This window comes from Aquamicrobium terrae, assembly GCF_040545735.1.
GTDB lineage: Bacteria > Pseudomonadota > Alphaproteobacteria > Rhizobiales > Rhizobiaceae > Mesorhizobium > Mesorhizobium terrae_A.
In genome coordinates this window covers 84,243-104,404 of the sequence record NZ_JBEPML010000006.1, presented here as the reverse complement: position 1 = coordinate 104,404, position 20,162 = coordinate 84,243, and the positions used below count along the sequence as shown (strand labels likewise).

Annotated in this window: 19 protein-coding genes; 10 read left to right on the top strand and 9 right to left on the bottom strand. The window is 65.9% G+C overall.

The annotated features are described in order from the left end of the window. Window positions 1–94: 94 nt before the first annotated feature. On the top strand, window positions 95–1,090 hold the full coding sequence (locus tag ABID37_RS10715; RefSeq protein ID WP_354194479.1) for an aldo/keto reductase: 996 nt from the start codon (window positions 95–97) through the stop codon (window positions 1,088–1,090). A 57-nt stretch (window positions 1,091–1,147) separates the two neighbouring features. Here the strand turns inward: ABID37_RS10715 and pheT are convergent, their stop codons facing one another. From pheT to infC, 7 genes are all read right to left on the bottom strand, one after another. Beyond that, on the bottom strand, window positions 1,148–3,553 hold the full coding sequence (pheT, locus tag ABID37_RS10710; RefSeq protein ID WP_354194478.1) for a phenylalanine--tRNA ligase subunit beta: 2,406 nt from the start codon (window positions 3,551–3,553) through the stop codon (window positions 1,148–1,150). 22 nt (window positions 3,554–3,575) lie between these two features. Continuing rightward, window positions 3,576–4,661, bottom strand: coding sequence for a phenylalanine--tRNA ligase subunit alpha (pheS, locus tag ABID37_RS10705; protein ID WP_354194476.1), 1,086 nt, complete (start codon window positions 4,659–4,661; stop codon window positions 3,576–3,578). Next, entirely contained in the window at window positions 4,658–5,527 is an 870-nt protein-coding gene (locus tag ABID37_RS10700) for a BUD32 family EKC/KEOPS complex subunit (RefSeq protein WP_354194474.1), read from the bottom strand. The genes pheS and ABID37_RS10700 overlap by 4 nt, the downstream gene beginning before the upstream one ends. 92 nt (window positions 5,528–5,619) lie before the next feature. Then, window positions 5,620–6,021, bottom strand: a complete 402-nt coding sequence (rplT, locus tag ABID37_RS10695) for a 50S ribosomal protein L20 (RefSeq protein ID WP_354194472.1) — start codon at window positions 6,019–6,021, stop codon at window positions 5,620–5,622. 31 nt (window positions 6,022–6,052) lie between these two features. Then, window positions 6,053–6,262 carry a 50S ribosomal protein L35 gene (gene rpmI / locus ABID37_RS10690; RefSeq protein WP_354194470.1) on the bottom strand — a complete coding sequence of 70 codons (210 nt, stop codon included), beginning with the start codon at window positions 6,260–6,262 and terminating at the stop codon, window positions 6,053–6,055. 178 nt (window positions 6,263–6,440) lie between these two features. Then, window positions 6,441–7,085, bottom strand: coding sequence for a methyltransferase family protein (locus tag ABID37_RS10685; protein ID WP_354194468.1), 645 nt, complete (start codon window positions 7,083–7,085; stop codon window positions 6,441–6,443). Window positions 7,086–7,211: 126 nt separating this feature from the next. After that, window positions 7,212–7,748 (bottom strand): translation initiation factor IF-3, encoded by a 537-nt coding sequence (infC, locus tag ABID37_RS10680; protein ID WP_354194761.1) that lies wholly within the window; start codon window positions 7,746–7,748, stop codon window positions 7,212–7,214. Window positions 7,749–7,986: 238 nt separating this feature from the next. Here infC and ABID37_RS10675 point away from each other — a divergent pair, with 238 nt between their 5' ends. The 3 genes from ABID37_RS10675 to ABID37_RS10665 all read left to right on the top strand — a co-directional run bounded on the left by ABID37_RS10675 (window position 7,987) and on the right by ABID37_RS10665 (window position 10,271). Further along, on the top strand, window positions 7,987–8,769 hold the full coding sequence (locus ABID37_RS10675; protein WP_354194466.1) for an alpha/beta hydrolase: 783 nt from the start codon (window positions 7,987–7,989) through the stop codon (window positions 8,767–8,769). Window positions 8,770–8,934: 165 nt separating this feature from the next. Beyond that, window positions 8,935–9,396, top strand: coding sequence for a DUF2852 domain-containing protein (locus ABID37_RS10670; RefSeq protein WP_354194464.1), 462 nt, complete (start codon window positions 8,935–8,937; stop codon window positions 9,394–9,396). A gap of 107 nt (window positions 9,397–9,503) precedes the next feature. Beyond that, window positions 9,504–10,271 carry a M48 family metallopeptidase gene (locus tag ABID37_RS10665; protein ID WP_354194463.1) on the top strand — a complete coding sequence of 256 codons (768 nt, stop codon included), beginning with the start codon at window positions 9,504–9,506 and terminating at the stop codon, window positions 10,269–10,271. Window positions 10,272–10,291: 20 nt separating this feature from the next. Here the strand turns inward: ABID37_RS10665 and ABID37_RS10660 are convergent, their stop codons facing one another. Beyond that, window positions 10,292–10,510: a hypothetical protein gene (locus ABID37_RS10660; RefSeq protein ID WP_354194462.1), complete on the bottom strand. Its 219-nt coding sequence runs from the start codon at window positions 10,508–10,510 to the stop codon at window positions 10,292–10,294. After that, the gene (gene gshB, locus ABID37_RS10655) at window positions 10,507–11,448 is read right to left on the bottom strand and encodes a glutathione synthase (RefSeq protein ID WP_354194460.1); all 942 of its coding nucleotides are present in this window, start codon (window positions 11,446–11,448) and stop codon (window positions 10,507–10,509) included. Before gshB ends, ABID37_RS10660 begins: the two co-directional genes overlap by 4 nt. A 177-nt stretch (window positions 11,449–11,625) precedes the next feature. Between gshB and ABID37_RS10650 the strand changes: the two genes are divergently transcribed. The 6 genes from ABID37_RS10650 to ABID37_RS10625 all read left to right on the top strand — a co-directional run bounded on the left by ABID37_RS10650 (window position 11,626) and on the right by ABID37_RS10625 (window position 20,155). Beyond that, complete coding sequence (locus tag ABID37_RS10650) at window positions 11,626–12,975, top strand: putative bifunctional diguanylate cyclase/phosphodiesterase (RefSeq protein WP_354194458.1); 1,350 nt, start codon at window positions 11,626–11,628, stop codon at window positions 12,973–12,975. A gap of 249 nt (window positions 12,976–13,224) precedes the next feature. Next, window positions 13,225–15,021 (top strand): acyl-CoA dehydrogenase, encoded by a 1,797-nt coding sequence (locus ABID37_RS10645; RefSeq protein WP_354194457.1) that lies wholly within the window; start codon window positions 13,225–13,227, stop codon window positions 15,019–15,021. A gap of 39 nt (window positions 15,022–15,060) precedes the next feature. Next, on the top strand, window positions 15,061–16,230 hold the full coding sequence (locus ABID37_RS10640) for an acyl-CoA dehydrogenase family protein (protein WP_354194455.1): 1,170 nt from the start codon (window positions 15,061–15,063) through the stop codon (window positions 16,228–16,230). A gap of 8 nt (window positions 16,231–16,238) precedes the next feature. After that, window positions 16,239–16,724, top strand: a complete 486-nt coding sequence (locus ABID37_RS10635) for an OsmC family protein (RefSeq protein WP_354194453.1) — start codon at window positions 16,239–16,241, stop codon at window positions 16,722–16,724. After that, a complete protein-coding gene (locus ABID37_RS10630) occupies window positions 16,717–17,925 on the top strand; it encodes an acetyl-CoA C-acetyltransferase (RefSeq protein ID WP_354194451.1) in 1,209 nt (402 codons plus the stop codon). The genes ABID37_RS10635 and ABID37_RS10630 overlap by 8 nt, the downstream gene beginning before the upstream one ends. A gap of 16 nt (window positions 17,926–17,941) precedes the next feature. Beyond that, window positions 17,942–20,155 carry a 3-hydroxyacyl-CoA dehydrogenase NAD-binding domain-containing protein gene (locus ABID37_RS10625; protein WP_354194449.1) on the top strand — a complete coding sequence of 738 codons (2,214 nt, stop codon included), beginning with the start codon at window positions 17,942–17,944 and terminating at the stop codon, window positions 20,153–20,155. Window positions 20,156–20,162 lie beyond the last annotated feature (7 nt).

The window sequence follows — 20,162 nt, the reverse complement described above, 5'->3', positions numbered from 1 at the left end:
TCTAAAATACAGAACAGCCAGTGCTCAAACAAACGGATTATCGAACGGCGGCTTGGCTCCTATCTCTGCCGCATCCCACAAAGGAGGCTTGCAGATGCAACCACGCAAACTTGGACCGGAACTCACCGTCAATCCCGTCGGCCTCGGCTGCATGGGCATGAGCTTCGCCTATGGCGGGCAGGAGGAAAAGGAGTCCATCGCCACATTGCACCGGGCCGTCGAGATCGGCGTCGATTTCTTCGACACGGCCGAGGTCTACGGCCCGTTCGAGAACGAACGCCTCGTCGGCAAGGCGTTGAAGGGCAGGCGCGACAAGGTCACCATCGCCACCAAGTTCGGCTTCAGGATCAGCGATGAAGGCACCGGGGCCGAGCGCATGGTGGGCGTGGACAGCCGCCCCGAGCACGTCAAGGCGGTAGCGGAAGCGTCGCTGAAGCGCCTCGGCATCGACGTCATCGATCTTTACTATCAGCACCGCGTCGATCCCTCGGTGCCGATCGAGGACACGGTGGGCGCGATGGCCGATCTGGTGCGGGAGGGCAAGGTGCGCGCGCTCGGCCTTTCGGAGGTGAGCGCGCAGACCTTGCGGCGCGCCCATGCCGTTCACCCGATTGCCGCCGTGCAGAGCGAATATTCGCTGTGGAGCCGCGAGCCGGAAGGCGAGATCTTCGCCGTCTGCCGCGACCTCGGCATCGGCTTCGTGCCGTACAGCCCGCTTGGGCGCGGCCTGCTCACCGGCACGATCCGCAAGGCGGAAGTCCTCGGCGAAGATGACTGGCGCCGCACCCTGCCGCGTTTCCAGGCACAGGCGATGGAAGCGAATTCGAGACTGGTGGCGCTGCTGGAACAGATGGCAGAGGGCAAGGGCGTGACGCCGGCGCAGTTGGCGCTTGCCTGGGTGCTGCATCAGGGCGATTTCATCGTGCCGATCCCCGGCGCGCGCCGCATCGCCCACCTCGAACAGAATGTCGCGGCAGCGGAGATACGGCTGAGCGACACCGAGGTCGCCAATATCGGCGACGCACTTTCGCCCGAAAAGGTGGCCGGCAAGCGCTACACCGAAGAAGCGCTCGCGCTCACCAACGGCTGAAACGATTGCGGGCAGGCGGAGCGATCCGCCTGCCCGCTTCTTCGTTCTTCAGGCAGATCAGGCCCGCAGCGCGCCGCCGGTCTGCTTCTTCACATTCTCGACGATGCGGCCGGCCAGCGCTTCGAAATCCTCGTCCGTGAGGGTCTTCTCGACCGGCTGGATGGTGACTTCGATGGCGATGGATTTCTTGCCCTCGCCAAGCGCTGCGCCCTCGAAAATGTCGAACACGCCGACATCGGTGACCAGCTTCTTGTCGGCGGCCAACGCCGCCTTCACCAGCGCGCCGGCCTCCACCGTCCTGTCGACGACGAAGGCGAAGTCGCGCTTCACCGCCTGGAACGCGGACAGTTCCAGCTTCGGCTTGGTGCGGGTCGGCTTGGCCTTGGGCTCGGGGATGGCGTCCACGAACACCTCGAAGCCGGCGAGCGGCCCGCTGGCGTCGAGCGCTTCCAGCGTCTTCGGATGGAACTCGCCGAAATGGCCGAGCACCACCTTGGGGCCGAGCTTGATGACGCCCGAACGGCCCGGATGATACCAGCCGGGGGCGGCGGCTTCGATCTGCAAGCGGTCCACCGGTGCGCCGCAGGCTTCCAGAACGGCGATGGCATCGGCCTTGGCGTCGTAGACGCCGACGGGGGCGGCGTTGCCGTTCCAGTGGCGGCCGGAGCCGTCCAGCTTCGCCGTGCCGCGACGGATGCCGGCGGCGACGCGGCGCTGCTTTTCGGGCGTGTCGCCCTCATAGGTGCCGGACACCTCGAACAGGGCGACGTCGCCCATGCCGCGATCCGCGTTGCGCTGGGCGGCGGCGATCAGGCCGGGCAGCAGCGACGGGCGCATGTCGGACATATCCGATGCGATCGGATTGGCGAGCTTCAGCGCCTCCTGCCCGCCGCCGAACAGTTCGGCGTGCCTTGCCGGAATGAACGACCAGGTGACCGCCTCCAGCATGCCGCGCACGGCCAGCGCGCGCCGGGCGAAGCGGCTGCGGACCTGCAAGGTGGTGAGGATCTTGCCGTTGACCGCATCATGGCTGGACAGCGGGCGCGGCGCGATCTCGTCGACGCCGTGGATGCGCATCACCTCCTCCACCAGATCGGCCTTGCCGTCGACATCCGGCCGCCAGGACGGCACCTCGACATCGACCACGTCGCCATGGCCGAGCGGCCTGAAGCCAAGCCGGGTGAGGATCGACAGGCTCTCGTCCCCCGGCACGTCGAGGCCGGTGAGCCGCTTCACTTCCGACAGCGGGAAGGAGACGATTTTCGGCGTGTGGCCGGCATAGCCGACGACCTGCGTCTCGGTCGGCTCGCCGCCGCACAGGTCCAGCACCATGCGGGTGGCCAGTTCCAGCCCCGGCACCATGAATTCGGGATCGACCCCGCGCTCGAAGCGATAGCGCGCATCGGTGATGATGCCCAGCGTGCGGCCGGTGCGGGCGACGTTGAGGGCATTCCACAGCGCCGATTCGATCAGCACGTCGGTGGTGTTCTCGTCGCAGCCGGAATGCTCGCCGCCCATGATGCCGGCGATGGATTCGACACCATTGTCGTCGGCGATGACGCACATGTCCGCCGTCAGCTCGTATTCGCGCCCGTCCAGCGCCAGCACCTTGTCGCCCTCGCGGCCATGGCGCACGGTGATATTGCCGGCGACCTTGGCGGCGTCGAAAACATGCAGCGGCCGGCCACGGTCGAAGGTGACGTAGTTGGTGATGTCGACCAGCGCGTTGATCGGCCGCAGGCCGATGGCCAGCAGCCGCTGCTGCATCCACTTCGGCGAGGGACCGTTCTTCACCCCGCGCACGAGGCGCAGCGCGAAGCCGGGACACAGGTCGGGCGCCTCGATGGTCAGCTTCACCGGGCATTCGCCCTTGCCGGCGACGGGTTCGACCGGAGCCTCCCTGAGCTTGCCGAGGCCGGAGGCGGCGAGATCGCGGGCGATGCCTTGGACGCTCGTCGCGTCGGGACGGTTGGGGGTCAGGTTGATCTCGATGACCGGATCGTCCAGCCCCGCCCAGCTCGCATAGGCGGTGCCAACCGGCGCATCGGCCGGCAGGTCGATGATGCCGTCATGCTCGTCGGAAAGCTGCAATTCGCGTTCCGAGCACATCATGCCGTGGCTCTCGACGCCGCGGATCTTGCCGACCGAGAGCGTCACGTCGATGCCGGGCACATAGGTGCCGGGCGCGGCGAAGGCGCCGACCAGGCCGGCCCGCGCATTGGGCGCGCCGCACACGACCTGAACGGGCGCGCCCGATCCGGTATCCACCGACAGAACGCGCAGCTTGTCGGCGTCGGGGTGCTTTTCGGCGGTGAGGACCTTCGCGATGACGAAGGGCTTGAGGGCGGCCTTGTCATCGACATTTTCGACCTCGAGCCCGATGGCGGTCAGCCGCTCGACGATCTCGTCGAGCGTGGCTTCGGTTTCGAGGTGGTCTTTCAGCCAGGAGAGGGTGAACTTCATTTTTCTGTCCCTTGCCGCTCGATCAGTTGCTCAGTCCGCCGAACAGGGTCGGCATGTCGAGCGGGCGGAAGCCGTAATGCTGCAGCCAGCGCACATCGGCGTCGAAGAACGCGCGCAGGTCCGGCATGCCGTATTTCAGCATGGCGATGCGGTCGATGCCCATGCCCCAGGCGAAGCCCTGATACTCGTCCGGATCGAGCCCACCGGCGCGCAGCACATTGGGGTGGACTATGCCGCAGCCGAGGATTTCCATCCAGTCGCTGCCCTCGCCGAAGCGCACCTCGCCCGGCCGCGAGCGGTCGCACTGGATGTCCACTTCCAGCGACGGCTCGGTGAAGGGGAAGAAGCTCGGGCGGAAGCGCATCTTCACCTGCGGCACCTCGAAGAAGGCCTTGCAGAACTCCTCCAGCACCCACTTCATGTTGGCGACGTTGGCGGTCTTGTCGATGACCAGCCCCTCGACCTGATGGAACATGGGCGAGTGGGTGGCATCCGAATCCTGACGGTAGGTCTTGCCGGGGATGACGATGCGGATCGGCGGCTTCTGCGCCTCCATGGTGCGGATCTGCACCGGCGAGGTGTGGGTGCGCAGCACCTTGCGCTCGCCCTTCTCGTCCGGCTGGAAGAAGAAGGTGTCGTGCATCTCGCGCGCCGGGTGGCCTTCGGGGAAGTTCAGCGCGGTGAAATTGTAGTAGTCGGTCTCGATGTCCGGCCCTTCCGCGATGGCGAAGCCGAGGTCGCCGAAGATGGCGGCGATCTCGTCGATCACCTGGCTGATCGGATGGATGCGGCCGCGCTCGGCCGGCGAGGCGCGCACGGGTAGCGTCACGTCGACCTTCTCGGCCTCCAGCCGCGCCGCGATGGCCACGTCGCGCAGTTCGGCGCGGCGCGCGGAGAGGGACTCGGTGACGCGGTTCTTGAGGCCGTTGATCGCCGGGCCCTTCACCTGCCGCTCCTCCGGGCTCATCGCGCCCAGCGTCTTCAGCAGTTCCGAGACCGAGCCCTTCTTGCCCAGCGCCGAGACGCGAACCGCTTCCAATGCGGCTTCGTCGCCGGCGCCGGCAATCGCATCCGACAGCGTTCGTTCGAGTTGGTCGATATCCGTCATGATTGTCCTCTTGGCCGCTCGCGGCCGGTGGCTTGAAGGGAAGACGCGGGTGCCGCGGCGGCATCGAGCGCGCTTTTCAGGAAAGACGTGGCCTGCACCGCATAGAGCGCGTCCTTGCCGAGCAGGCTTTCGGGCAGCAGCCGCAGCGGCGCCATCCAGCGGTGGAAGAAGCCGACGAGCTGCGCCAGCGCCGGCACCACGGCGGCGGGCGCGGCGGCGCGCCAGGCGGAAAAGGCGCGCATCTGCGCGCCCGGCAGGGCGGCGCGCGACGATATTTGCAGGAACAGCAGCCACAGGTCGCGGGCCTGCGCCATCGGCAGCGACATGACCGCCTCGGGCTCCTCCTCGAAGTCGAGGAAGCCGACGCGGCCCTGTGCCAGGAACATGTCGCGTGGGTGCGGCCTGCCGTGGCACAGCCCGGCGCGATGCGCCTCGCCCAGCCCCTGCGCAAGCCTGACGAGCAAGTCGTCATGGGCGGCGGCATCCATGGAGCGCAGTTCGCCGAGGCGCTTCTGGGCGCTTTCGCCCACATCGGAAAGCACCAGCACCGATGGTCCGCTGGACAGAATATCGGCGCCCGGGAAGCCGGCAGCGCGGAAGCGTTCCATCTTGCGCCGCTCGCGCTCCAGCCCGGATTGCCCCCCCGCGCGCGCCGACGAGCGCAGGAAGACCGGAAGCAGCGGCGAGACCAGCGCATGCAGCACCTTGCCGAAGGGCATGCGCTCGACATCGTAGCGCTTGATCCAGAGGCGCCGGCCCTCGACCTCGACGCACGCCACGCGCAGATGCGCATACGCCGCGACAAGGCCCGGCAGGCTTGCCAGACCTTCGGCGGAGAGCGCCCCTGTGTTGTCTTTTGCGTGCATGCTCATCGCATTCCATAAGAAAACCCGCGCCAGCCCTGCCAGCGCGGGTTTCCCAAATCGTGTTGTTGCAGAAGCTTCGGGAAAACGCTGGCTTAAGCTACAGCGCTCTCAAAAGCGTTCGGCGTGGTGTCCTTGAGGTATTCCAGCGCGGTCTTCGACTTCGCCACCAGCGCGGCGAAAGCCTGCGGCTCATGAATGGCCATGTCCGATAGAACCTTGCGGTCGATCTCGATGCCAGCCTTGTTGAGGCCGTCGATGAAACGGCCGTAGGTCAGGCCGTGCTCGCGCACCGCGGCGTTGATGCGCTGGATCCACAGGGCGCGGAAATTGCGCTTGCGGTTCTTGCGGTCGCGATAGGCGTACTGCAGCGACTTCTCGACCGCCTGCTTGGCGATGCGGATGGTGTTCTTGCGACGGCCGTAGAAACCGGAAGCGGCCTTCAGGACCTTCTTGTGCTTGGCGTGGGCGGTAACGCCCCTTTTTACACGTGCCATGTCATGATCTCCTTAAATCGTTCCAACCGGCTCAGAGGCCGCCGCCGTTCGGCAGAAAATTCTTGATGACCTTCTTGGCATCCGGCTCGGCGAGAACCATGGTGCCGCGGGCATCGCGGATGAACTTGTTGGTACGCTTGATCATGCCGTGGCGCTTGCCGGCGGCAGCCGAAAGCACCTTGCCGGTGCCGGTGATCTTGAACCGCTTCTTGGCGGACGATTTGGTCTTCATCTTGGGCATTTTGCTTGTCCTTTTCTGAATGCCTCACAATCGAGGCTAGGCGTTCCAGGCCGACCAAAGCCTGGAAAGCATAAGAAACCGCCACGGCATGCCCTGCCGGGCGGCTTTCCTGAACGGCGGGTCTATACGGCAAAGCGGGCGCAAGCGCAACACCTTGCCTGCGCGACGAAACCGCCCCTTACGGCACGGTGAACAGCACCGGCAGGATGCCGGCCATCTGGGCGCCGTCGATGGATTCGAAAACCGGCATGGCCAGCAGGAACACCAGCCCGTCGAGCAGCGTGGTCTTGAGCAGGCGCGGCTGGAACGAACCCGTGTCGCCCTCGTCATAGAGCGACAGGTCGGGAATGAAGCGCGGGACGCGGGCCAGATAGGCCTCGTAGGGCGCGCCCAGCACCTCCTTCAGGAAGCGTTCCTCGCGCAGGATCACAAAATGGAAGGCGAAGGCGCACAAAAGCGCGAAGCCGAACATGGCGGTCAGCGAGCCCATCTGCGCGCCGACACCGGCGGCGGCCAGAGTCGAGAACACATAGAGCGGATTGCGGGTGATCGAATAGGGGCCGCCGGTCACCACCTCGGCCGACTTGCGGCCGCCGATATAGAGCGTCGACCACAGCCGCCCGACGATGCCGAGGAAGATCAGCAATATGCCGAACATCTCGATGGTTTCGTGGACGACGGATTCGGGCGGATAGATGGACTGGCCGACCAGCAGCAGGGCGCACAACAGCACGACCAGGACCGCGAGGATACGGCGGCGGGCGCGCTGGTAACCGCTCAGGTTCGGCCTTTCGGCCTGCTGCTTGACGATGCCTTCGCCCATGACCTCACCCCGGATCGCGCTTCCTCGATCGCATGAACACGGCCTTGAGGCAGGAAAGAGGCGCCCTCCCCCTGATCCGGCCTCGGGCCGGCGGGGGAGAGAAAGCGGCGCGCCTGCGGGTGACGGTCAGCGCGGCGCCAGCACCATCATCATCTGGCGGCCTTCGAGCTTGGGCTCGGCCTCGACCTTGGCGATGGTCGCGGTCTCCTCGCGCACCTTGTTGAGGAGCTGCATGCCAAGTTCCATATGCGCCATCTCGCGGCCGCGGAAGCGAAGCGTGACCTTGACCTTGTCGCCGTCCTCGAAGAACCGGCGCGCCGCGCGCATCTTCACCTCGTAATCGTGGTCGTCGATGTTCGGGCGCATCTTGATCTCCTTGATCTCGATGACCTTCTGATTCTTGCGGGCTTCCGCCGCCTTCTTCTGGGTGGCGTATTTCAGCTTGCCGAGGTCGAGGATCTTGACGACCGGCGGATTGGCATTGGGGGAAATCTCGACGAGGTCCAGCCCGACCTCTTCGGCCAGCATGAGGGCTTCGCTGGTGGCAAGTTCGCCGCGGTTGTTGCCGTCGGCATCGATAAGCTGGACGCGGGGGACCCTGATGTCCCGGTTAGCGCGCGGCCCTTCCTTGACGGGCGCTGCTGCTTTGAAAGGTCTGCGAATGGTCGTATTCTCCTCGAACTGTTGATCTGCGCATACGGACGCGCCTATGTGGGGAGCGCGTGCGCGGTGTCAATAGCACAGCGAACAGCAAAAATCACCATACTCCATTGCAAGTGCCTGCATCGGAATTGCATCTGTCGGCATGGGACGAAGAAATCGCGGGAAGGTTTCCCGGACCGCCGATCGCTGGCGGCGCGGTCCGGCCGGAGGAACAAGGGCAAGCGGAAGGAAGCCTGTCATGATCGCATCGCAAGTCGAATTCCTGGATGTCGACGGCACATCCATCGCCGTGCGCCGTCAGGAGGGCGATGTGCCCGGCGTGGTCTGGCTGGGCGGATACAAGTCCGACATGCTGGGCACCAAGGCCGAGGCGCTGGCCGAGTGGGCCGCCGGACAGGGCCGGGCCTTCGTGCGCCACGACTATTCCGGCCATGGCGAATCCGGCGGCGCGTTCGAGGACGGCACGATCTCGAAATGGCTGCGCGAGAGCCTCGCGGTGTTCGCCCGCTACACCCGCGGCCCGCAGGTTCTGGTCGGCTCGTCAATGGGCGGCTGGGTCGCGCTGCGCATGGTGCAGGAACTGCTCAAGGCCGGCGAAAGCCGCGTCAGGGGACTGGTGCTGATCGCGCCGGCGCCAGACTTCACCGCCGAGCTGGTGGAGCCGGCCATGACCGGCGACCAGCGCCGCGACCTGGCCGAGCAGGGCTACTTCCAGATACCGTCCGACTATGCGGACGAGCCCTATATCTACACGCGCGCGCTGATCGAGGACGGTCGCGACAACCTCATGATGGGCGGCCCGATCGACACCCACTGCCCGGTCCATATCCTGCAGGGCATGCTGGACGATTCCGTGCCGCACGGCCATGCGCTCAAGCTGGTCAGCCTGCTGCCGGCGGATGACGTGACGCTGTCGCTCGTGCCCGACGGCGACCACCGCCTGTCGCGGCCCCAGGACATCGAGCTTCTGATCGGGGCGGTGCGCGAGATGACGGCCCGCGCCAGCCAGCCGGAGGCATAGGCAGGCAGGCGCATTTCCACCACCTGCCCGACCCGCGAAAAAAGACAACGGCATCAACCGCATATACGGGTGACGCGGATTTTGTCTTGAATCGCCTTTTTCGCCTTCCCATCTCGTTTTCAGGCAGCCGGAACGGCTGGCTCCAACTGAAGGAACGCGAAGAAAATGAACACGACTGCACTGATCCGCCCGGCCTGGACGCCGGCGACCATCACGCTGATGGTGATCGGCTTCATGGTGTTCTGGCCGCTCGGCCTTGCCATGCTCGCCTACATCATCTGGGGCGACCGGCTCGAAGGCTTCAAGAAGGACGTCAACCGCGCGACCGACGGCATCTTCGCCGGCTGCCGCCGGGGCGCCGACAAGGCACAGCGCTGGGGCCACACCCGCACCGGCAACGTCGCCTTCGACGACTGGCGCGAGAAGGAACTGGCCCGTCTCGACGAAGAGCGCCGCAAGCTCGACGAGATGCTGAACGAGTTCGACGAATATGCGCGTGAACTGCGCCGCGCCAAGGACCAGGAAGAGTTCGACCGCTTCATGGCCCAGCGCAACCGCGCGACCGCGCCCACAACGCAGGCTCCGAAGAAGCGCGGCAAGCCGGACGACAATCTGCTCGACGACTGATCTTGCCGGCCCACGGCATTTGCAGGCGGCGTCGCTTCGGCGGCGCCGTTCGCTTAGACCCTTTCATCCCCCATCCATCCCGCCGGCGAATCGCCTATGGTAGCGCCATGTCCTTCGGCTTCTTTCGCAATCTCAACAGGACCGCGAAGCCCGCGCCGCAACCGGTGGAGCTGCGCGAGCACACGGTTGGCGGGCGCACGCTGCCGCTGCGGATCGTCGAGAACGGGCGCGCGCGCCGTCTGACCCTGCGCATCGATGCCGGCGGCCAGGGCCTGCGCATCACCGTGCCGCCGGGACTGCGGGTCGGCGAGGTCGACAATTTCCTCAACCGCCATCAGGGCTGGCTGGAGGAAAAGCTGGCCAAGGTGCCGGACCGGCCGCAGGTGCGGCCCGGCGTCAAGCTGCCGCTCTACGGCGTGCCGCACCTGATCGTGCACGAGCCGGGCAGGCGCGGCACGGTTGCCATCGGCGCGGACGAGACCGGCCCTGTGCTCGTCGTCCATGGCGAGCGCGTCCACCTGCCGCGCCGCGTGGCGGATTTCCTCAAGCGCGAGGCCCGCCGCGAGATCGGCGCGCTGGTGGACAAGCACACGGCCGCGGTCGGCCGCAAGGCCAAGGCGGTGCGCTTCAAGGACACGTCGAGCCGCTGGGGCTCCTGCACGGCCGACGGCACGCTGTCCTTCTCATGGCGCATCATGATGGCGCCGCGCCCGGTCATCAATTATCTGGTGGCGCACGAGGTCGCGCATCTGCGCGAAATGAACCACGGCCCGAAATTCTGGAAGCTGTGCGAGGAATTGTGCCCGGATACGCCACGCTGCAAGGCGTGGCTGAAACGCAACGGCTCGGCGCTCCAGGCGATCGCCTTCCAGTAAGCGCTCAGTCGTCCCCGTCCTCAATCGTCATTGGTGGCGTTGAGTTCGTCCGGATGCAGCGATTCCCCCTCATGGCGCGGCCACGGCAGAAAGTCCCGGTCGAAGCCGTCGCCGTCGAAATAGGCAAGCGCCCGCTGGCCTTCCGCGCCGTCCATCCCGGCACGCTCCAGCAGATAGGCGATGACCTCGCGGGCCTGCGCCAGCTTTTCCCTGGCTTCCCTTGTGCTGTCGCCGGTCATCTTCGTTTCGCCTCCACGCAATCCCAGAACAGGGCGGCGATGTCGGCGCCGCCGAAACGCCTGACCTCGCGGATGCCGGTCGGCGAGGTAACGTTGATCTCTGTCATATAGTCGCCGATCACGTCGATGCCGACCAGAATGAAACCGCGATCCCGCAGCGCGGGGCCGATCGCCTCGCAGATCTCGCGTTCGCGGCTTGTCAGCTCCGTCTTCTCGGCACGGCCGCCGACATGCATGTTGGAGCGCGATTCATGGTCGGCCGGCACCCGGTTGATGGCCCCGACGGGCTCGCCGTCGATGAGGATGATGCGCTTGTCGCCCTTGCGCACGTCCTTGAGGTAGCGCTGGACGATGAACGGCTCGCGGAACATCTGCGAGAACATTTCGAGCAGCGACGACAGGTTCTGGTCGTCGTCGCGCAGATGGAAGATGCCGGCGCCGCCATTGCCGTAGAGCGGCTTGATGATGATGTCGCCGAACTGGCGGCGGAAGGCGGCGACCTCGCCGGGGTCCTTGGTGATCAGCGTCTGCGGCATCAGGTCGGCGAATTCGGTGACGAAGATCTTCTCCGGACTGTTGCGCACCCACGCCGGATCGTTGACCACCAGCGTGGCCGGATGGATGCGCTCCAGTATGTGCGTGGTGGTGATGTAGTTCATGTCGAACGGCGGATCCTGGCGCAGCAGGATGACGTCCATTTCCGAGAGATCGGTGCGCACCGGCTCGCCCAGCGTGAAATGATTGCCCTTCTCGTCGCGCACCGTCATTTCCTCGATGCGGGCGAACACCTTGCCGTCGAGCAGCGACAGGCGGTCGGGCGTATAGTGGTAGAGAACATGGCCACGCCGCTGCGCTTCCAGCGACAGCGCGAAAGAGGTGTCGCCTTCTATCGACACGGTGGAGATATGGTCCATCTGGACCGCGATCTTGAGCGGCATGGGGGAGTCTCCGAGGGGTACGAGGCGTGAGATATAAGGAAGTTGGCGGGCCCTGCCAATGCGGCGGCCGGCGAAGAATTTCGCAATCGTGAAATATGATTTCGCCGGATACTTTTCCTAAAGGCTTTGCTGCCAAGGTCCGCCACGAGCCTCTTTTTACCCTTTCCAGGAAGCGCAATGCATACGCCGTTTGGCAGCCGGCAGATCAGCAGGGACGGCAACGAGCTGGCTTCGACCGACGCCTTGACCGGGTTGGGCAATCACCGGCGCTTCTGCGACCGCGTCGAGCGCCTGATCCGCGACCGGGCCGACGATCCCGCCCCCTTCGCCATCGGCATACTCGACCTCGACGGCTTCAAGCCGATCAACGATCTGTTCGGCTACCAGGCCGGCGACCACATCCTGGCCCAGATCGCCATGCGGCTGCGCGCGTCCATGGACAGCCACTCCTCGGTCTGCCGCATCGGGGCCGACGAGTTCGCCTTCCTGTGCCCCATGGTGTTCAGCGAAGAGGCGGTGTCGGAGCGGGCGCGCACGCTGATCGAGATCCTGTCCGCCCCCTACGACGTCGGCGAACGCACGGCCCGGCTGTCGGCCTCGGCCGGCTGCTCGCTGTTCTACTCGCAGGACGAGACCACCGAGATCCTGCTGAACAAGGCCGAAACCGCCCTCTACCACGCCAAGCGCTCGGGGCGCGGGCAGGTGATGGTCTACACGCGCGAGATGGAGGAAGCGGCCCGGCGCGTGACCCATATCGAACAGGCATTGCGCCGCGCGGTCTCGGTCGGCGAGGTGGAACCGCATTTCCAGCCGATCGTGAATCTCGCGACGCGGCGCATCATCGGCTTCGAGACGCTGGCGCGGTGGACCGACAGGGACCTGGGGCCGATGTCGCCGGCGGTGTTCATCCCCATCGCCGAGGAGCGCGGCATCATCGGGCCGCTGTCGCAGCTCATGCTGCACAAGGCGGCGGAAACGGCGAGCGCCTGGCCACAGGACCTGTTCCTGTCCTTCAACCTTTCCCCCTCGCAGCTCGTCGACCAGAACACCGGCCGCCACATCCTCGCGACGCTGGAGCGCACCGGCCTCGACCCATGCCGGCTGGAGGTCGAGATCACCGAAACCGGCCTGATGAGCGACCCGGCCTCGGTCGCCAAGATCATCGACGACCTGCGCCGCCATGGCATCCACGTCGCCCTCGACGATTTCGGCACCGGCCAGTCCTCGCTCGGCCGGCTGCGCGAATTCCCCTTCGACAAGCTCAAGATCGACCGTGCCTTCGTCTCGTCCCTGCTCGACGACCTGCCCTCGCAGCACATCATCCGGGCCATACTGTCGATGTGCGAGGGGCTCGGCATCGACGTCGTGGCCGAGGGCATCGAGGAAGAGGCGCAGGCGCAATGCCTGCTCGATTTCGGTTGCCTGGCCGGACAGGGCTTCCTGTTCGGCAGGGCGGCCAATGCCGACGCGACGCTGGCCCTGCTGCGCAGCCTGATGCGCCGCCCGCCGCTGGTCGCCGTAAGCTGATCCGGCCCCGGCCGCCCGACGATCGGCGGCTCTTTCTTGCCTTCCTTGCGACAGCTCCCTTACCTGCCTGCCCGCCACCTCCCGCCGGTCACGCCATGGCTTGGCCCGGCACGGCGGCGATTTCCGCAGCGGCATGCGCCTCCTGCAAGATTGACGTTTACGCAAACGTCAATATTTGCTATATCTGTGCCATCATCGGATTCAGTGCGCCGCGAGCGCCCGCATCAGTCCCACGGGTGGAGGAACCGCATGCCCATTTACCAGTCACCGGTCCAGGACACGCTCTATCTCCTCAACGAGGTGCTGGGCTATCCCAACCATGCCAACCTGCCCGGCTTCGCCGACGCCTCGCCGGACGTGCTGGAGGCCATTCTGGCCGAGGGCGCGAAGCTCGCCGAGAACGTCATGCTGCCGCTCAACCGCATCGGCGACACGGAAGGCTGCACCCGCAACGACGACGGCTCCGTGACCACGCCCAAGGGCTTCGGCCAGGCCTATCAGCAATATCGCGAAGGCGGCTGGATGGGGCTGGCCGCGCCCGCCGAATATGGCGGCCAGGGCCTGCCCTATGCGGTGCACGCCGCCGTCGGCGAATATCTGTCCTCGGCCAACATGGCGCTGATGATGTATCCGGGCCTGACGCAGGGCGCGATCGCGGCGATCGTCGCCCATGGCAGCGAGGCACAGAAGCAGACCTTCCTGCCGAAGATGATCGACGGCGGCTGGACCGGCACCATGAACCTGACCGAGCCGCATTGCGGCACCGATCTCGGCCTGTTGCGCACCAAGGCCGTGCCCAACGGCGACGGCACCTACCGCATCTCCGGCCAGAAGATCTTCATCTCGGCCGGCGAGCACGACATGAGCGACAACATCGTGCATCTGGTCCTGGCCCGCATCGAGGGCGCGCCGGAGGGCGTGAAGGGCATCTCGCTGTTCATCGTGCCGAAGTTCAAGCTCGACGCCGACGGCAATCCGGGCGAGCGCAACGGCGTGTCCTGCGGCTCCATCGAGGAGAAGATGGGCATCCATGGCAACGCCACCTGCGTCATGAACTATGACGAGGCCGAGGGCACGCTGCTCGGCGCCGAGAACGGCGGCCTCAAGGCCATGTTCGTGATGATGAACGAGGCCCGCCTCGGCGTCGGCCTGCAGGGCCTGTCGCTGTCCGAGGTCGCCTACCAGAACGCCGTCGCCTATGCCCGCGAGCGGCTTCAGGGCCGTTCGCTCTCCGGGCCGAAGAACCCGCAGGGCAAGGCCGATCCGATCATCGTCCACCCCGACATCCGCCGCGCGCTGATGACCATGCGCGCCTTCAACGAGGCCGGCCGCGCGCTGGTGCTGTGGACCGCGCTCAACTCCGACATCGCCCACCGTTCCGCCGACGAGGCGGAGCGGCAGGCCGCCGACGACCTGCTCGGCCTGATGACCCCGGTGCTCAAGGGCGTGCTCACCGACAAGGGCTTCGAGCATGCGGTGATGGCGCAGCAGGTGTTCGGCGGCCACGGCTACATCGAGGAGCACGGCATGAGCCAGTTCGTGCGCGATGCCCGCATCGCCATGATCTACGAAGGCGCCAACGGCATCCAGGCGCTCGATCTCGTCGGCCGCAAGCTGGCGCTGAACGGCGGCCGCGCCGTGCAGGCCTTCTTCAAGGAGGTCGGCGAATTCTGCGAGGAAAACCGCGCCGACGAGACCATGGCGCCCTTCACCAAGTCCATCAAGAAGGGCCTCAACGACCTCCAGGCGGCGACCATGTGGCTGATGCAGAACGCCATGGCCAAGCCCGACAATGCCGGCGCGGCCTCGACCGACTACATGCATCTCTTCGGCCTCGTGGTGCTGGGCTATCTGTGGGGCCGCATGGCCAAGGTCTCGCAGGAGAAGCTTGCCGAGGGCGCCGGCGACACGGCCGCCTTCCACGAGCACAAGATCGTCACCGCCCGCTACTTCATGGAGCGCGTGATGCCGGAGACCGCGGCGCATCTGGCCCGCATCTCCACCGGCGCCGACACCATGATGGCGCTGCCGGCGGAGGCGTTCTAGGGTAAGCGGGTCCAACGAGGGAGGCATCGGAGAAAAACCATGACCAGCCCCGCCGAAGTGCTCTCCGTGCCGAAGCCTGAATGGGCGAGCGAAGATGTCGGCATGCTCTACGACATGGCGCACCGCTTTCTTTCGGAGGAGGTCGCGCCGCATTACGAGGCCTACGAGAAGAACGAGATCGTCGACCGCTCCGCCTGGGAAAAGGCGGGCGCAGCAGGCCTGCTCTGCCCTTCCATGCCGGAGGAATATGGCGGCGCGGGCGGCAGCTTCGCCCATGAGAGTGCCATCATCGAGGCCATCAGCCATGTCGGCGTCGACGGCTTCGGCATCGGCCTGCACAACGCTATCGTCGCCCCGTACATCCTCCACTACGGCTCGGAGGAACAGAAGAAGAAATGGCTGCCGAAGCTGGCCAGCGGCGAGCTGATCGGCGCCATCGCCATGACCGAGCCGGGCGCCGGCTCCGACCTGCAGGGCATACGCACCCGCGCCGACAGGGACGGCAACCATTACCGCATCAACGGCTCGAAGACCTTCATCACCAACGGCCAGAACGCCAACCTGATCATCATCGTGGCCAAGACCGACCCGGACAAGGGCGCCAAGGGCACCTCGCTGATCGTGGTCGAGACGGACGGCGCCGAAGGCTTCGAGCGCGGCCGCAACCTCGACAAGATCGGCCTCAAGGCCAACGACACGTCCGAGCTGTTCTTCAACGACCTGCGGGTGCCCACCGCGAACCTGCTGGGCGCGGAGGAAGGCCAGGGCTTCGTCCAGCTCATGCAGCAGCTTCCGCAGGAGCGGCTGATGATCGGCACCACGGCGATCGCCATGGCCGAGCGGGCGCTGGCGCTGACCATCGACTATGTCAAGGAGCGCAAGGCCTTCGGCCAGCCGATCCTTTCCTTCCAGAACACCCAGTTCAAGCTGGCGGAACTGAAGACCGAAATCACCATCGGCCGCGTCTTCTACAATGATTGCGTGAAGCGCCACATCGAGGGCGGGCTCGACCCCGCCACCGCCTCCATGGCCAAGTACTGGCTCTCCGACCTGCAAGGCAGGGTGATGGACGAGTGCCTGCAACTGCATGGCGGCTATGGCTATATGAACGAATATCCGATCGCGCGCATGTGGCGCGACGCCCGGGTGCAGCGCATCTATGGCGGCACCAACGAGATCATGAAACTGCTGATCGCACGAAGCCTCTGAGGAACCCCATGTCGACCTATGTCGCGGAAATCGAGTGGAAGGCCAATCCGGAAGAGAATTTCCCCGCCGGGCGCTATTCGCGCGTGCATGAAATCCGCTTCGACAACGGCCTTGCGGTGCGGGCCTCGGCCTCGCCGAGCGTCGTGCCGCGCCCCTATTCCGACCCGACGGCCGTCGATCCGGAAGAACTGATGGTGGCGGCACTGTCCTCCTGCCACATGATGTCGTTCCTCGACCTTGCGCGCCGCGCCGGCGTCATCGTGCGCGCCTATCACGATGCGGCGGAAGGCATCCTGGAAAAGACCGCCGAGGGCCGCATCGCGCTGACCAAGGTGACGCTGCGGCCGCGCATCGACTGCGACGCCGACCGTGCCACGCTCGATGACCTCCATCACAAGGCGCATGAGGTCTGCTTCATCGCCAATTCCGTCAGGAGCGACGTTCGCGTCGAGCCCGTATTCGAATCTTCAGGGAAGGAAGCACATCATGGCTGAAGCCTATGTCTATGACGCGGTGCGCACCCCGCGCGGGCGCGGCAAGAAGGACGGATCGCTGCACGAGGTGCCGGCCGTGCGGCTGGCTGCGAAGACGCTGGAAGCGATCCGCGACCGCAACGGGCTCGACACCGGCACGGTCGACGACATCATCTTCGGTTGCGTCGATCCGGTCGGCGAAGCCGGCGCGGTGATCCCGCGCGCCGCCGCCTTCGAGGCCGGCTTCGACGACAAGGCGCCGGGCATGCAGATCTCGCGCTTCTGCGCCTCCGGCCTCGACGCCATCAATTTCGGCGCGGCCAAGATCGCCCAGGGCGCCGACGACATCGTCATCGCCGGCGGCGTGGAATCGATGAGCCGCGTCGGCATGGGCGCGGCCGGCGGCGCCTGGTTCATGGACCCCTCGGTCGGCCTGCCCGGCTGGTTCGTGCCGCAGGGCATCTCGGCCGACCTCATCGCCACCAAATACGGCTTCTCCCGCGACGACGTCGACGCCTATGCGGTGGAGAGCCAGAAGCGCGCCGCGCATGCCTGGGAAAAGGGCTGGTTCAGGAACTCGGTCATTCCGGTCAGGGACCAGAACGGCCTGACCATCCTCGACCGTGACGAGCACATGCGACCCGACACCGACATGCAGGCGCTGGCTTCCCTCAACCCGTCCTTCGTCATGCCGGGCGAGATGGGCGGCTTCGACGCCGTGGCGGTGCAGAAGCACCCCGAGGTCGAGGCGGTCAACCACGTCCACCACGCCGGCAATTCCTCCGGCATCGTCGACGGCGCCGCCGCCGTGCTGCTCGGCTCCAAGAAGGCCGGCAAGGCGCTCGGCGCGAAGCCGCGCGCGCGCATCCGCGCCTTCGCCAACATCGGTTCCGAGCCGGTGCTGATGCTGACCGGTCCGGTGGACGTGACCGAGAAGCTGCTCAAGCGCGCCAGGATGAAGATCTCGGACATCGACCTGTTCGAACTCAACGAGGCTTTCGCCAGCGTCGTGCTGCGCTACATGCAGGCCTTCGACATTCCGCACGACAAGATCAACGTCGCCGGCGGCGCCATCGCCATGGGCCATCCGCTGGGAGCCACCGGCGCGATGATCCTCGGCACCGTGCTGGACGAGCTGGAGCGGCGCGACCTCAACACCGCGCTGGTGACGCTGTGCATCGGTGCGGGCATGGGCACCGCCACCATCATCGAACGCGTCTGATCGGAGGGCAGGACAGATGACCTACAAGAACTTCACCGTCGAAACCGATGCCGACGGCATCGCCCTCGTCACCTGGGACATGCCCGACCGGTCGATGAACGTGTTCACCGAAGAGGCGATGCGCGAACTGGACAGCATCGTCGACCGCGTGACCGGCGACGGGGCCATCAAGGGCGCCGTCATCACCTCCGGCAAGGATACGTTCTCCGGCGGCGCCGACATCACCATGCTGCAAAAGATGCTGTCGATCTTCGCCGAGGAGAAGGCCAGCGATCCGGTCAAGGCCACGCAGAAGCTGTTCGAGACCGCCGGCTACATGACCGGCCTGTTCCGCAAGCTGGAAACCTGCGGCAAGCCGTGGGTGTCGGCCATCAACGGCACCTGCATGGGCGGCGCGTTCGAGCTTTCGCTCGCCTGCCACGCCCGCGTCGCCGCCGACAGCGACAAGGTCAAGATGGCGCTGCCCGAGGTCAAGATCGGCATCTTCCCAGGTGCCGGCGGCACCCAGCGGGTGCCGCGCCTGACCGACCAGCAGCAGGCCCTGCAGATGCTGACCAGCGGCCAGACGCTGACGCCGAAGAAGGCCAAGTCAATGGGCCTGATCACCGAGATCGCCGAGCCGGCCAAGCTGATCGAGGCCGCCAAGACCCTGATCAGGAACGGGCTTTCGGCCGTGCAACCATGGGACCAGAAGGGTTTCAAGCTGCCCGGCGGGCCGGTCTATTCGGCGGCGGGCGCCAATCTGTGGCCACCGGCCATCGCCATCCTGCGCCGCGAGACCTACGGCAACTATCCGGCCGCAGCGGCGATCCTGAAATGCGTCTATGAAGGCCTTCTGGTGCCGTTCGACACAGCGCTGCGCATCGAGCAGCGCTATTTCACCCAGATCATGCAGAGCCCCGAAGCGGCCGCGATGATTCGCTCGCTGTTCATTTCGTTGCAGGAGCTGAACAAGGGCGCGCGCCGCCCCGAGGGCGTGCCGGAGACGAAGTTCAAAAAGATCGGAGTCATCGGCGCAGGCTTCATGGGCGCGGGCATCGCCTATGTCACGGCCAAGGCCGGCATTCCCGTGGTGCTGCTCGACCGCGACCAGGCATCCGCCGACAAGGGCAAGGCCCATTCCGAAAGCCTGATGGACGGCGCCATCAAGAAGGGCCGCGCCACGCAGGCCGACAAGGAAAAGCTTCTGGCGCTGATCACGCCGAGCGCCGACTATGCCGACCTCAATGGCTGCGACCTCGTGGTCGAGGCGGTGTTCGAGGATTCGGGCGTCAAGAAGGCCGCGACCGAGCAGGCGGAAGCCGTGCTGAAGTCGACGGCTATCTTCGCCTCCAACACTTCGACCATTCCGATCACCTCGCTGGCCAAGAACTCGGCGAGGCCGAAGAACTTCGTCGGCATCCACTTCTTCTCCCCGGTCGACAAGATGATGCTGGTCGAGATCATCCTCGGCAAGAAGACCGGCGGCAAGGCGCTGGCCGTGGCCATCGACTATGTGCGGGCGATCAAGAAGACGCCGATCGTGGTCAACGACACGCGCGGCTTCTTCGTCAACCGCTGCGTGCTGCGCTATATCGGCGAGGCCTACAAGATGCTGATCGAGGGCGTGCCGGCAGCGATGATCGAGAACGCCGCCAAGGCCGCCGGCATGCCGGTCGGGCCGCTGGCGCTCAACGACGAGACGGCCATCGACCTCGCCCAGAAGATCATGAAGCAGACCCTGCGCGATCTCGGCGAAAAGGCGGTCGACCCCCAACAGATGGCGCTGGTCGACACCATGGTCGACAAGCACGGCCGCCTCGGCCGCAAGAACGGCAAGGGTTTCTACGACTACCCGGCAAAGCCGGCCAAGAAGCATCTGTGGCCGGGCCTGAAGGACCTCTATCCGCAGCAGAACCCCGACGACATCGACTTCGAGGAGCTGAAGCAGCGCTTCCTCGTCGTCATTGCGCTGGAAGCGGTGCGGGTGATGGAGGAAAAGATCGTGACCGACCCGCGCGAGGCCGATGTCGGCTCGATCCTGGCCTTCGGCTTCGCGCCCTATACCGGCGGCGTGCTCTCCTATATCGACGGCATCGGCGCGGCCCGCTTCGTGAGCATCGCCAAGCGGCTGCAGAAGAAATACGGGGCGGAATTCAAGGCGCCGAAGCTGCTCGTCGACATGGCCGCCAGGGGCGACAGCTTCTACCAGCGCTTCGACCCTTACGGCGAGGCGCGGAAGGCCGCCTGACGCGGGG

Bases quoted from the DNA above. Each gene is read 5' to 3' on its own strand.
- rpmI (WP_354194470.1), bottom strand. From the start codon at position 6,262: ATGCCCAAGATGAAGACCAAATCGTCCGCCAAGAAGCGGTTCAAGATC.
- ABID37_RS10685 (WP_354194468.1), bottom strand. From the start codon at position 7,085: ATGGGCGAAGGCATCGTCAAGCAGCAGGCCGAAAGGCCGAACCTGAGC.
- ABID37_RS10630 (WP_354194451.1), top strand. From the start codon at position 16,717: ATGGCTGAAGCCTATGTCTATGACGCGGTGCGCACCCCGCGCGGGCGC.
- pheS (WP_354194476.1), bottom strand. From the start codon at position 4,661: ATGACGGATATCGACCAACTCGAACGAACGCTGTCGGATGCGATTGCC.
- gshB (WP_354194460.1), bottom strand. From the start codon at position 11,448: ATGCCGCTCAAGATCGCGGTCCAGATGGACCATATCTCCACCGTGTCG.
- ABID37_RS10670 (WP_354194464.1), top strand. From the start codon at position 8,935: ATGAACACGACTGCACTGATCCGCCCGGCCTGGACGCCGGCGACCATC.
- ABID37_RS10625 (WP_354194449.1), top strand. From the start codon at position 17,942: ATGACCTACAAGAACTTCACCGTCGAAACCGATGCCGACGGCATCGCC.
- ABID37_RS10645 (WP_354194457.1), top strand. From the start codon at position 13,225: ATGCCCATTTACCAGTCACCGGTCCAGGACACGCTCTATCTCCTCAAC.
- ABID37_RS10635 (WP_354194453.1), top strand. From the start codon at position 16,239: ATGTCGACCTATGTCGCGGAAATCGAGTGGAAGGCCAATCCGGAAGAG.
- ABID37_RS10640 (WP_354194455.1), top strand. From the start codon at position 15,061: ATGACCAGCCCCGCCGAAGTGCTCTCCGTGCCGAAGCCTGAATGGGCG.
- pheT (WP_354194478.1), bottom strand. From the start codon at position 3,553: ATGAAGTTCACCCTCTCCTGGCTGAAAGACCACCTCGAAACCGAAGCC.
- ABID37_RS10665 (WP_354194463.1), top strand. From the start codon at position 9,504: ATGTCCTTCGGCTTCTTTCGCAATCTCAACAGGACCGCGAAGCCCGCG.
- ABID37_RS10715 (WP_354194479.1), top strand. From the start codon at position 95: ATGCAACCACGCAAACTTGGACCGGAACTCACCGTCAATCCCGTCGGC.
- ABID37_RS10700 (WP_354194474.1), bottom strand. From the start codon at position 5,527: ATGCACGCAAAAGACAACACAGGGGCGCTCTCCGCCGAAGGTCTGGCA.
- ABID37_RS10675 (WP_354194466.1), top strand. From the start codon at position 7,987: ATGATCGCATCGCAAGTCGAATTCCTGGATGTCGACGGCACATCCATC.
- rplT (WP_354194472.1), bottom strand. From the start codon at position 6,021: ATGGCACGTGTAAAAAGGGGCGTTACCGCCCACGCCAAGCACAAGAAG.
- ABID37_RS10660 (WP_354194462.1), bottom strand. From the start codon at position 10,510: ATGACCGGCGACAGCACAAGGGAAGCCAGGGAAAAGCTGGCGCAGGCC.
- ABID37_RS10650 (WP_354194458.1), top strand. From the start codon at position 11,626: ATGCATACGCCGTTTGGCAGCCGGCAGATCAGCAGGGACGGCAACGAG.